Consider the following 11,750-nt stretch of genomic DNA (forward strand, 5'->3'; position numbering starts at 1 on the left):
GGATCTTCTTGATCCCTGAGGAGCAGTCGCGCGACGAAGGAGCCGACCGCGTCACGAAGGGTCCGGTGACCTTTTGGCTCCCAACGAGATTGAGGTCTGGGTGATCTCGTCGATGAGGCCCCACTCGAGGGCGGTGGCGGAGTCGAGGGTCTTGCCGGAGAGAACCAGGTAGGCGGTGCGGTGGCGGCCGATTCGTCTTGGGACGCTGAACATTCCGCCGGCTCCGGGGACGAGGCCGACGGATAGTTCGGGGAGCCCGAGGACGGTGTCGGGGTGGGCGGAGACAGTGCCGCAGAATGCGGCCATCTCCAGGCCGCTGCCGAGGACCTGACCGTGGAGGTGGGCGCGCAGGGCCGGGCCGAGGCGTTGTCGGAGTGCGAACAGGCCCAGGGCGGGGGAGTGGCGGGTTCGGGCCAGATGTGCCGACGCGGGGTCGTCGAATCCGCCAAAGTCGGCGAGATCGCCACCGCTGCAAAAGGATTTGCCGCTGCCGGTCAGCTCGACGGCGGTGATCGACGGGTCGAGGTGCGCCAGGTTCAGGGCTTCGATGAGCAGGGCCCGCATACCGTCGTTGAAGGCGTTGTGACGGTGGGGGCGATGGAATTCGATGTGTAGGGTGTTGCCGTCGCGGTGATAGCGCAGGGGGGTGGACTCGTCGGGGCGGGCGGTCGACGGGCCGCGCGCGGCCAGCCAGCGGGCGAACTCCGGACCGGCCTGCAGCGTCGAATAGGCCAGGGATTCGACGGTGAGCGCCGGTCGCAGGTCGGCGTGTGTGTCGATGGCGCGCAGGACGTCGTCGCAGGTGGCTGTCGTGATCGGGGATTCGGTGACCCGGCCGGCGATGTCGGTGGCGGTCGCATGCGGGTCGGAGACGGTGACGGCGCGCCGGTCGTCGGTTTTCCTGGTGGTGAGTGTGAAAGTTGCTTTGTCGAGCCAGTATTCGGTATCCGGCGCGGTGAGGTCGTCGGCGATGGCCACGATGGGGACGCCGAACGACGTCACCTCGCCCGGTTCCGGGCCGGATGTGGTGTCGACGATGCGGATGGCGGCGGACATTGGATCATTGTGCGCCACAAACCCCACCGCTGCGCCTCGGCATGACAATAATTGCGATGCCGGGGCGCAGCGGTGGGGTTTAGGACACGCTCACCCCTTGAACCGTCCCGCGAATGCCCGCAGTGGCAGGTCGTTGCTGGTGATGATGCCCGGCCGGGCCGCGACCACTGAACGCAGCGCGTTGAGTGGAGGCATACCGGTGACCGTCATGCCGATCTTGGCGAAGTTGTCCACGTTCGACAGATCCATGCCCTTAGGCGGGAAGATCATGTGCTTGCTGTAGACCATCGGGTCGCCGGTGATCTGGGTGATGTAGCAGCCCTTGATATCCCACGACGGATCGGTGTGCGGGGTCATCTGCCATTCGAGGTTCGACTCGATGCGGGTCACCCCGTCGACGACGCCCTGATAGCTGATGAAGTTGCCGCCGAGCGAACCCTTCGGCAACTGGTACCAGCCGAGGTCGACATCCTTTGTGCAGGCGCCCAATTCGTAGGTGAAGCGCACCTCGTCGAGTTCGAGGCCGAAGGCGTCGGCCATCAGGTACACCGAGTCGGCGAACACCGCGGTGTACTTGTACAGCGAATCGGGGATGGTCGGGTCGTCGACGGGCCGGCCGTAGCCGACCGCCTTCCAGGTGTCCACCGAATGGTGGCAGGACACATCGACCGATTCGGTGACCGAGATGTGTTCGATCTCAGCGACATCGGCGGTGTGCACGATGCCGAGGATCTGATTGAGGCCGGGATTCATGCCCGATCCGTAGAACGTGGAGCCGCCGCGTTCGCAGGCCTCGGCGATCAGCTCGGACACCTTGCGGCCCGACGGATGCGGATGGTTTGTGTCGCGGTGGTATCCGGTGATCCAGTCGGCGGTGGTGACGATGTTGATCCCGGCTTCCAGAACCTTCACGTACAGGTCTTCGTCGGGGAAGACGCCGTGGAAGGTGAGCACATCGGGTGCGACGGCGATGATCTCCTCGACGGTGCCGGTCGCGGTGACCCTGACCGGGTCGATGCCGACGATCTCGCCGGCGTCACGGCCGATCTTCTCGGGCGAATAGCAGTGCAGGCCGACGAGTTCGAGATCGGGGTGGCGCTGGATGCGGCCGATGGTCTCGGTGCCCAGATTGCCTGTGGCGACCTGGAATACGCGGATCTTGTCCGGGTTTGCCATGGGAGTCCTCTCGGGATGGTTGTGGGGTTACGCACTGCCCAGTGCTGCTGCGGCGCGGAGCCGGTCGAGTTCGGACCGCGGCACGGTCACGAGTTCCTCGGATTCCGGATAGAACTGGGTGGCCCATTGGCGCAGCGCGCGGAATCCGGCGAACTCCTTGCGGGACAGGGCCGGTGGGTCGGAGTACCGCTGGTGGGACCAGATGTGGATATCGGCCTCGAACTGCTCGATCACGAAGCCCGCCATGACTTCTCCGTACTTGGTGATGCCCGGCGTGTCTTCCTCACCCGGCTTGCGTCCGATCCACACGGTGAATCGGACGTCGGAGGTGGTCTCGTCGACGGGGGTGACGGCCGGCATCGTGCGATTGTCGATCATCCCCCAGCTGCGGGTCACCGACACACCGAGCCCGGCGTTGATGGATTCGACTCCGCTGGTGGCTGATTCGAGTGTGGCACCTTCCTCGAAGGCGATGGTGAAGTCGACGTACGACACGGGGCCACCGAAATCGTGGCGGGTGAACTCGGGCATGAACGGCGTCTTGTGCACGAACTTGAAGTGCGCGAAGTCGACGCCGTTCTCCATCACGTACTGCGGATGCAGCTCCAGACCGGGACGGTAGAGGGTCGCGGCGGGAATCGGCGGATAGTAGTCGTCGGCGGTCTTACCATCGGAAAAATCAGCGAATATGTCGGGCACATCGAAATACGGTTCCCGGCGCTCAACGTCGTACCAGATCCACACGGCCGCATTGCGTTCGACGGTCGGATAGCTGCGGATCCGGCGGCCCTTGTTGGGGTGCTTCTCGTACGGCACACACACATTGCGGCCGTCGGCATTCCATTCCCAGCCGTGGAACGGGCAGACCAGATTCTCGCCCTCGACGTGCCCGCCGTATCCGAGGTGCGCACCGAGGTGCTCGCAATAGGCGTCGAACACCGACACCCGGCCCGATGCGGACCGCCAGGCCACCATCTCCCGGCCGAAGTACTTCATCTTGTGGACCGCACCGACGGTGATCTCCGGCGACCAGGCGACCTGGAACCAGCCGGTCGGTTCCATCGACAGTGGTGGCGGTGCCATGCGCCGAATCCTTCCGATGCGTGAGCGGGTGATACGAAGCGACCGCCGACTCTCGGAGGGTCGGCGGTCGATCGGGGGTTCAGGAATCCTGCGGCACCTGATAGCCGGCAGGCAGCATCGTCGACTTGTGCTCGATGAACGCTTCGAGACCCTCGGGTCCGCATTCGCGGCCGATGCCGGAGTTCTTGTAGCCGCCGAACGGGGAGCCCGGGTCGATGGCGTAGAAGTTGACGCCGAAGGTGCCGGTGCGGATCTTCTCGGAGATCGCGATGCCACGTTCGACGTCGGCGGTCCACACCGAACCGGCCAGGCCGTAGTCGGAGTCGTTGGCGATGGCGATGGCCTCGTCGACGTCGTCGTAGGCGATGACCGAGATGACGGGTCCGAAGATCTCCTCCCGCGCGATCACCATGTCGTTGGTGACGCCGGTGAAGATTGTCGGCTTGAGGAAGAAGCCGTCGTCGAGACCTTCCGGACGACCGCCGTCGAGAACCGCGGTGGCGCCTGCCGCCTTGCCGGCCTCGATGTAGCCCTCGATGCGTTGCCGCTGGCGTTCGCTGATCACCGGGCCGAGCTGGGCGGCCGGATCGTCGGGAATGCCGACGGTCATCGTCTGGGCGGCGGCCACCATCGCATCGACGATCTCGTCGTGGCGGCTGCGCGGCACCAGGACGCGGGTCTGCGCGACGCACGCCTGGCCGGTGTTGAACAGGCCGAAAAATGTGAGCATGTAGCCGTTGGCGGCGATGTCGACGTCGTCGAGGACGATCGCGGCCGACTTGCCGCCCAGTTCCAGCGAGCACCGTTTGAGGTTCTGCGCACAGGCGGCACCGATCGCCTTACCGGCCGCGGTGGAGCCGGTGAAGGTGATCTTGTCGACGCCGGGATGGTCGACGAGGGCCTTGCCGGTGTCGGCGCCGCCCGGCACCACCGAGATCACGCCTTCGGGTACGCCTGCCTCGGCCATCAGTTCGGCGAGGTAGTTTGCGACCAGCGGGGTTTCGGGGGCGGGCTTGAGCACGATGGAGCAGCCGGCGGCCAGCGCGGCTCCGAACTTGTTGCACACCAGGAACAGTGGGACGTTCCAGGCGGTGATCGCGCCGACCACGCCGGCCGGTTCGCGGGTGATGCGGGTGGTGCCGAACAGGCCCTGGCGGTATTCGACCCACGCGTAGTCGCGGGCGGACTGGGCGTAGGCACGCAGCACGCCGGTGCCCGGAAGCTGCTGCAGCGTGGCGACGGCCGCTGGTGGCGCACCCATCTCGGCCGACACCAGGGCGGTGATCTCGGCGCTGCGCTCCTCGATCAGCGCGGCGGCGCGGTCGAGGACGTCGGCGCGTTCGGCGGGTGAGACACTGCTCCAGATGCCGGAGTCGAAGCTCGCGCGGGCGGCCTTGACCGCGGCGTCGACGTCGGTGGCGTCGGCCTCGGGGGTGGAGCCGACGCGGACTCCGGTGGCGGGGGAGAAGACTTCGAGGGTGGCGGTGGAGTGGGGTTCGACCCACCGGCCGCCGATGTAGAGCTGGTTCTGGTCGCCGCCGCCGGTGATGGCTGTTGCTGCGGACTCGACGGTGTCAGTCATTGAAGTGCGCTCCCTGATGTGTTGTGACCCACTACACAGGTCATACTAGAACACGTTCTACTTTGTGGGTAGACGCCGGTCCGGTGCGACGATGGTGCCCATGACCGCAACCCTCGTCGCCAAGGTCCTTGCCGGTGGTTACGCCCACCGCGTCCTGTTCGACAATCTCGACCTGACCGTCGCGCCCGGTGACGTGATCGGAGTCGTCGGTGCGAACGGCGCGGGGAAGACGACGCTGCTGCGGATCCTCGCGGGTGATCTCGCGCCGCTGGAGGGGACGGTGTCGCGGACCCCGCCCGACGCGTTCGTCGGCTGGTTGCCGCAGGAGCATGAGCGTGTCGCGGGGGAGACGGTCGCGCAGTACGTGGCCCGGCGCACCGGCTGTGCGACCGCGACCCTACGGATGGACACGGCTGCCGAGGCATTGTCGGACCCGGCCCCGTCCGGCGGCGAGGATCCCAACGACATCTACGCCGCAGCCCTCGACCACTGGCTCGCCACCGGCGCCGCCGACCTCGACGAACGGCTGCCGGCGGTGCTCGCCGAACTGGGTCTCGATTCTGACGGCATCGACCCTGGATCGGCGCTGATGACCTCGCTCTCGGGTGGGCAGGCCGCCCGCGTCGGGCTGGCCGCGCTGCTGTGTTCGCGCTTCGACGTCGTGTTGCTCGACGAACCCACCAACGACCTCGACCTCGACGGCCTGGCCCGGCTCGAAGACGTGGTGCGCGGCCTGCGCGGCGGTGTGGTACTGGTCAGTCACGACCGGGAGTTCCTGTCCCGCAGCGTGACCCGCGTCCTCGAACTCGACCTCGCCCAGCACACCAACACCGTCTACGGCGGCGGCTACGACAGCTATCTCGACGAACGCGATGTGGCGCGGCGGCACAAACGCGAGGCGTACGAGGAATTCGCCGAACAGAAAGCGGATCTGGTCGCCCGGGCCCGAAAACAACGCGAATGGTCGAGCCAGGGCGTGCGCAACGCGATGCGTAAATCCCCCGACAACGACAAGATCCGCCGCCGCGCAGCCACCGAATCGAGCGAGAAGCAGGCACAGAAGGTGCGGCAGATGGAAAGCCGCATCGCCCGCCTGGACGAGGTGGAGGAACCGCGTAAGGAATGGGTCCTCGAATTCTCGATCGGTACCGCTCCGCGATCGAGCTCGGTGGTCGCCACCCTCAACAATGCCGTTGTGCGGCAAGGAGATTTCACCTTCGGCCCGGTGTCGCTGCAGGTGAACGCGGGCGAACGGATCGGCATCACCGGCCCCAACGGTGCCGGAAAGACCACGCTACTGCGAGTCCTGTTGTGTCACAACGCACCCGACGAGGGAACGGCCACCCTCGGAACCAATGTCGCCATCGGCGAAATCGACCAGGCGCGTGGCCAATTCAACGGACCCGAGAAATTGACCGACCGTTTCGAACACCTGATGCCCGACATGTCGATCGCCGACATCCGCACCCTGCTGGCCAAGTTCGGCCTGCGCGCCGACCACGTCGGCCGCCCCTCCGCCGAACTGTCCCCGGGTGAGCGCACCCGCGCAGGCATGGCCCTGCTTCAGGCCCGCGGCGTCAACGTCCTGGTTCTCGACGAACCCACCAACCACCTCGACCTGCCCGCCATCGAACAACTCGAGTCGGCCCTGGACTCCTACGACGGCACAGTCCTTCTGGTCACCCACGACCGCCGCATGCTCGACAACGTACGAACCGACCGCCACTGGCACGTCGAGAACGGCCACGTCACCGAGCGGTAGGACTTGGTAAGGGCGACTCTTCTCGAAACGGATCGTCGTCAGGTATCATTATCTGTATGCGTCTCGTTTCACGAGAGAGGGGTGAGTATGACGACGGTGACGCCGAGCACGGCCGACCGCGACGGACTGTCGCGCAGCGGCCTCTATCGTGCTACCCGGGCCGGCCGCTACGAACGGATCGCACGCGGTGTGTACGCATCCGCCGACTCCGCGACGGACTGGGAATGGCTCGAAGCTGCGACACGAAGGCCGGACGCAACGATCTGCCTGATCTCGGCGTTGGCGCACCACGACCTGACCGACGCGATCCCGGCAGCCCTTGATATCGCGATTCCGCGCGGTGCACGCATCCCCGCCACCGAATCGGCTATCACCTGGCATACCTTTGACCAGTCAACTTTCGACCTCGGTCGTGGTGAAGTCACGATCGGTGACACTGATCTGACGATCGGCCTGTACTCGCCCGAGCGGTCCATAGCGGACGCGTTCCGGCTACGAGGTGATATCGGGTACGAGATCGGCCGAGACGCGCTCAAAGAGTGGCTACGGCGGGGCGGCAAACCCGCCAGGCTGATGGAGCTCGCGACCCGGCTACCCCGGGCCAAAGGGCCGATCCTGCGAGCACTGGAGATACTGACATGAGTTCAGGGGACGCCGCGTTCCGGAGTATTCAGGCGACGGCGCGCTCGACCGCAGCGAAGACCGGGGTGGCCGCGCCGACTCAGGAGTACCTGATTCGTCATGTACTCGAGTCGTTCCTCGAGCGGCTCACCCGTACGAGTCATGCCGATGACTACGTGCTCAAGGGCGGAATTCTACTTGCCGCGTACGGCGTGCGCCGTCCTACCAAAGACGCTGATGCGAACGCGATCAGTGCCGACGTCACCGCTGCACACGTTGCCGAAGTTGTCCGTGACGTCGCAGATGCGGCGGTTGATGACGGCGTCGTCTTCGACATTGACACGATCACCGTGCAAGAGATTCGCGAACGGGCGGAGTATCCCGGCCTGCGAGTGCGGGTGAAGGCGAACATAGGTTCGTGGCAGGGAGTCGCCCTGTGGGACGTCTCCACCGGAGACCCGATTGTGCCCGCGCCCCGGCGGGTACGTATCGATCGAATCCTTGGTGACCCAATTGAACTTCTCGGCTACGCGCCGGAGACCACGATCGCGGAAAAGGGCGTGACCATCCTCGAACGCGGCATCACCAGCACTCGGTGGCGCGACTACGTCGACATCGTCCAGCTCGCCCGGACGGGCGTCGATGCCGACGAACTGCTTCGCTCGGCTCGGGCCGTAGCCCGCTATCGCGGCGTGACGCTTGAGCCGGTCGGCACGCACCTGGCGGGCTATGCGGCAATCGGCCAGGCCAAATGGGCCGCTTGGCGGCGAAAAGAGCGACTCGAGGCGGTGTGCGAAGCGAACCTCGATGACCAGGCCACTCTCGTCGCGTCTTACCTCGATCCCGTGTTTGCCCTCGGACCTGGGTAGCCCGCGAGAGCCGTGACCGGTCACGGCTAGAGTCAAATGTCGACGGTGATGCCTTGTAGGCGAGACCACTGAGGTGGACGCCGCGCTGTCAGCCGAGAAGGCGGTCCGCGTCGTTGTCTCTCCCGGCGGCGCGATATGCGGCCACAAGGTTGTCGCGAGTAATCGCGGTGTCAGGGTGGTCAGACCGGAGCACACGTTCGCAACCGGAGACAGTCTCCTCGTAGAGAGTGATGGCCTCGGCCAGACGGCCCACTTGAAAGTACATGCCTGCGAGGTTGTTGCGGGTGGTCAGGGTGTTGGGGTGGTCGGGTCCGAGGACTCGTTCGCGGTCGGTGAGGGTGTCCTGGTGCAGGGTGATGGCCTCGGGCAGACGCCCCGCCGCCCCATAGGCCTCAGCGAGGTTGTTGCGGGAAGTCAGAGTGTCGGGGTGGTCGGGTCCGAGGACTCGTTCGCGGTCGGCGAGTATGTCCTCGTACAGGGTGATGGCCTCAGCGAGGTGCCCAACCGCCCGGTAGGCGCCTGCGAGGTTGTTGCGGGTGGTCAGGGTGTCGGGGTGGTCGGGTCCGAGGACTCGTTCGCGGTCGGTGAGGGTGTCCTGGTACATGATGATTGCCTCGGCGAGGCGCCCAGCCGACTCGTAGGCACCGGCGAGGTAACTGCGGGTGGCCAAGACTTCTGGGTGGTCAGCTCCGAGACCATGTACGCGATTGGTGAGAGTGTCCTCGTGCAGAGCGATAGCCTCGGTGAGATCACCACCCGCTCGTTTGGCGACGGCGAGGTTGTTGCGGGTGGTCAGGGTGATGGGGTGGTCGGGTCCGAGAATACGATCACTGTCGGCGAGAGCGACCTCGAATTGCGCGATGGCTTCGGTAAGGCGTCCGGCTTCTGAGTAGGCGTCGGCGAGGTTGTTGCGGGTGGCCAAGGTGATGAGGTTGTCAGGGCCGAAAATGTGCTCACTGTCGGCGAGAATGCCTTCGTACCTGGTGATGGCTTCGGTCAGGCGTCCGGCTTCCGAGTAGGCGACGGCGAGATTGTTGCGGGAGTTCAGAGTATCGGGGTGGTCAGCCCCAAGAACATGCTCACGATCGGTGAGCGTGTCTTCATACAAGGCGATGGCCTCGGTAAGGCGTCCGGCCGACATATAGGCCCCGGCTAGTTCATTGCGGTAGGTCAGAGTATCGGGATTGCCGGCTCCGAGGACACGCTCGCTGTCGGTCACCAACCTGGTTCCGGCGCGGATTGCGGTGGCGAGGTCCGCGCATTTACGGCGGTTGTTTACAACCCACATTCTCAGCGGGAATAGAATTTTGGATAGGTCTGTCGGCTGGTCGGACATCTGTACACGGTTCGAAAGGGCTTCGACGTGCGGGGTCAGATGCGCGCCGAAAGCTCTCTGACTCCACGTGTCCGCGGAATCGGGGAAGACATGCCACAGTGCTGCACTGGCGTCGGCAATGGCGTCGGTCAGCTGGGCTGGGGTGCCGCGTTCGCGGATGACGCGGGCGGTGAGGCGATGCATGACCAGGGTGTTGTCGTCGGTGTAGGTCAGCAGGGACAGTCCGCAAAGGTCGTCGATGGCGTCCTCGACATCAAGTTCGTCGATGTCTTCGCTGGTTGTGGCGAGGGCCAGCAGGATGCGTTGATCGACGCCGTCGGGGGCGAGTACTGCGACGACGCCGGCGATGTGTTGGCTGAGCGGTTCGACGGTGTCGACGGCCAGGCTCAGGGCTTCGACTGCGCAACCTGGATAGTCCTGCCCTGGGGTTCTCTTGAGGGCAGATCTGAGCGGGTAGTTGGTCAGAATTGTCGAATACTTGTCGTAGGTGTAACGCCGACGGGCGATAGTGGCGGCGGCAGCAGCAAGGGCGAGAGCGAGATCGCCGAGGTCCTCGGCCAGCATGTCGGCGCCGACCGGGTCTGCCAGGGCGGTCACCGTGTCGAGGTAGGCGATCGATTGATCGCGGTCGTAGACACCCAATTCGACGTGGTTGCCGTTGTCGCTGTAGTGGGCGAATCCTTTGTCGGTGGTGGTGATGAGGGTCCGGGTCGAACCCGATGGAAGGTAGCCGCGCAGGGTGTCGGGGTCGGTCGCGTTGTCGAACACGAGAAGATTTCGGCCCGAATCGCTCGAAAGATGGTTGCGTAGCCGTTCGGCGGATCCCTGCGGGTTACCGTCGGGGTCTGCCACGCCGAGAGCGTCGGCGACCACCGCCAGGTCGGTGAGGATAGTGTCGGCAGACTCTGCGTTGATCCATCCGACGAGGTCCCAGCCCCGGCTACGGCAGTCACGCGCGACCGCTGCGGCGACCTGTGTCTTACCGACACCACGCATCCCTGACAGCGCATACACCACCGATACGCCCGCAGTAGCGTTGAGTTGCTCGATCAGTGAAATGACCTGTGGCCGTTCGATATACCCGCGAGGGTATAGCGGGATCGGCCCCACCGACAACCCCTGCCTCGGTGGTGTGCCGGCGACAACCCACGTGTCGGGTAAGCCGATGCCGAGGATCTCGCAGAATCTGGCCTTCGAATCTGGTTGCAGCAGATCGATCGCATGAACCGGTGTCATCGTGAGGTTGCCGGTGCCGGCTTGGAGGATATGCCCACGGATCACACCCAGCACGTGTCCGGAATCGGGATGGAGCACCGCTGTGCCCGAGAAGCCTGCCCAACCGGTCTTGACGGTGTCACCGGTCAAAGGTGGTGCGTCAGTTGGGGGTTGCGTGATTCGGTAGGTCCCTGACCAGTCTCGGTGACCGTCGAAGGCGTGCTGTCTTTCCGCAAGCGGGATATGGCCGTCGGTATCGGCCACATGCTGTCCCTTCCAGTGCGGAAAGCCGTAGGCGACCGCCGGGACACGGGCATCGGAGTCGTCGCTCAGCCGAGCGAATCCCAGAGTGGCGACAGGCTCAAGGTCAGCGGCATCAAGGATCGCGAGATCGACATCGTCGTTGTCACTGCGCCACACGACAATAGCCGCCGACAGATTGCCGTCGACACGCACCTGAATATCGTCGCCGGGTGCGCAATGGCCGGCGGTCAGGATGTAGGTGTCCCCGATGTGGATACCCGAGCCGCGCCTTACCTCACCCACATGGGTGTACTCGATGTACGTCGCCCGCGCCGACGGTCGGGTGGTGTCGCCAGGATCTCCGGTCATACTCGCGGCCACCGCCCCCGATCAGTGATATTCGGTTGCGTCATCGTCGGTTACAGGTCCGTCGATGAGGATTTCGGTTGCCTCACCGGTCCGGGCGTCGACACGGACCGGGTTCAGTGACAGCTTGATCGTCTGCGTGGCCGAACTCGTAGCCGACCCTTTCGCTGACGCGTTCACCAACCACCACTTGATGCCGGCTTCGGCCTCGCCGGTCACCGAGAAATCGATGTTCAGCGTCACCTCGATCTCCGAGGGTTTGAACTGCAACAGATACTCGCTGCCGTCCTCATCGAAGTAAGGAGTGCGACCGTTCCACATCGACCGCGCCAACTCATCACGTAATGAGTCGATCGCCTCTGACAATGCCACCCGACCCTGCAGCCGTTGAGGGTCTGTCTGATGAGCCATCGCCACCGCATTTTCTCCCGCCCGCGCGGG

Annotated in this window: 9 protein-coding genes; 3 read left to right on the forward strand and 6 right to left on the reverse strand. The window is 65.0% G+C overall.

The features are described 5' to 3' along the window. Positions 1–51: 51 nt before the first annotated feature. From KDB67_RS05600 to KDB67_RS05615, 4 genes are all read right to left on the reverse strand, one after another. A complete protein-coding gene (locus KDB67_RS05600; protein WP_291013459.1) occupies positions 52–1,056 on the reverse strand; it encodes an enoyl-CoA hydratase/isomerase family protein in 1,005 nt (334 codons plus the stop codon). Between the two features lie 90 nt (positions 1,057–1,146). Then, complete coding sequence (locus tag KDB67_RS05605; protein WP_291013462.1) at positions 1,147–2,232, reverse strand: dihydrodipicolinate reductase; 1,086 nt, start codon at positions 2,230–2,232, stop codon at positions 1,147–1,149. 27 nt (positions 2,233–2,259) lie between these two features. Then, the gene (locus KDB67_RS05610) at positions 2,260–3,315 is read right to left on the reverse strand and encodes a Rieske 2Fe-2S domain-containing protein (RefSeq protein ID WP_291013465.1); all 1,056 of its coding nucleotides are present in this window, start codon (positions 3,313–3,315) and stop codon (positions 2,260–2,262) included. A gap of 79 nt (positions 3,316–3,394) precedes the next feature. Continuing rightward, positions 3,395–4,897 carry an aldehyde dehydrogenase gene (locus KDB67_RS05615; RefSeq protein WP_291013468.1) on the reverse strand — a complete coding sequence of 501 codons (1,503 nt, stop codon included), beginning with the start codon at positions 4,895–4,897 and terminating at the stop codon, positions 3,395–3,397. Between the two features lie 100 nt (positions 4,898–4,997). Between KDB67_RS05615 and KDB67_RS05620 the strand changes: the two genes are divergently transcribed. The 3 genes from KDB67_RS05620 to KDB67_RS05630 all read left to right on the forward strand — a co-directional run bounded on the left by KDB67_RS05620 (position 4,998) and on the right by KDB67_RS05630 (position 8,149). Further along, complete coding sequence (locus tag KDB67_RS05620; RefSeq protein WP_291013471.1) at positions 4,998–6,659, forward strand: ABC-F family ATP-binding cassette domain-containing protein; 1,662 nt, start codon at positions 4,998–5,000, stop codon at positions 6,657–6,659. Between the two features lie 87 nt (positions 6,660–6,746). Further along, entirely contained in the window at positions 6,747–7,301 is a 555-nt protein-coding gene (locus KDB67_RS05625) for a type IV toxin-antitoxin system AbiEi family antitoxin domain-containing protein (RefSeq protein WP_291013474.1), read from the forward strand. A 65-nt stretch (positions 7,302–7,366) separates the two neighbouring features. Next, complete coding sequence (locus KDB67_RS05630) at positions 7,367–8,149, forward strand: nucleotidyl transferase AbiEii/AbiGii toxin family protein (RefSeq protein ID WP_291013477.1); 783 nt, start codon at positions 7,367–7,369, stop codon at positions 8,147–8,149. An 88-nt stretch (positions 8,150–8,237) separates the two neighbouring features. Here KDB67_RS05630 and KDB67_RS05635 read toward each other — a convergent pair whose 3' ends face one another. Further along, positions 8,238–11,312 carry a tetratricopeptide repeat protein gene (locus KDB67_RS05635; protein WP_291013479.1) on the reverse strand — a complete coding sequence of 1,025 codons (3,075 nt, stop codon included), beginning with the start codon at positions 11,310–11,312 and terminating at the stop codon, positions 8,238–8,240. Positions 11,313–11,333: 21 nt separating this feature from the next. Next, the gene (locus tag KDB67_RS05640; RefSeq protein WP_291013482.1) at positions 11,334–11,681 is read right to left on the reverse strand and encodes a trypco2 family protein; all 348 of its coding nucleotides are present in this window, start codon (positions 11,679–11,681) and stop codon (positions 11,334–11,336) included. Positions 11,682–11,750: the final 69 nt, after the last annotated feature.

It is taken from the genome of Gordonia sp. (in: high G+C Gram-positive bacteria), assembly GCF_020438995.1.
In the GTDB taxonomy this organism is placed as follows: domain Bacteria; phylum Actinomycetota; class Actinomycetes; order Mycobacteriales; family Mycobacteriaceae; genus Gordonia.

Coding starts and splice junctions, on each gene's coding strand:
- KDB67_RS05605 (WP_291013462.1), bottom strand. CDS start 2,232: ATGGCAAACCCGGACAAGATCCGCGTATTCCAGGTCGCCACAGGCAAT.
- KDB67_RS05625 (WP_291013474.1), top strand. CDS start 6,747: ATGACGACGGTGACGCCGAGCACGGCCGACCGCGACGGACTGTCGCGC.
- KDB67_RS05610 (WP_291013465.1), bottom strand. CDS start 3,315: ATGGCACCGCCACCACTGTCGATGGAACCGACCGGCTGGTTCCAGGTC.
- KDB67_RS05600 (WP_291013459.1), bottom strand. CDS start 1,056: ATGTCCGCCGCCATCCGCATCGTCGACACCACATCCGGCCCGGAACCG.
- KDB67_RS05635 (WP_291013479.1), bottom strand. CDS start 11,312: ATGACCGGAGATCCTGGCGACACCACCCGACCGTCGGCGCGGGCGACG.
- KDB67_RS05620 (WP_291013471.1), top strand. CDS start 4,998: ATGACCGCAACCCTCGTCGCCAAGGTCCTTGCCGGTGGTTACGCCCAC.
- KDB67_RS05615 (WP_291013468.1), bottom strand. CDS start 4,897: ATGACTGACACCGTCGAGTCCGCAGCAACAGCCATCACCGGCGGCGGC.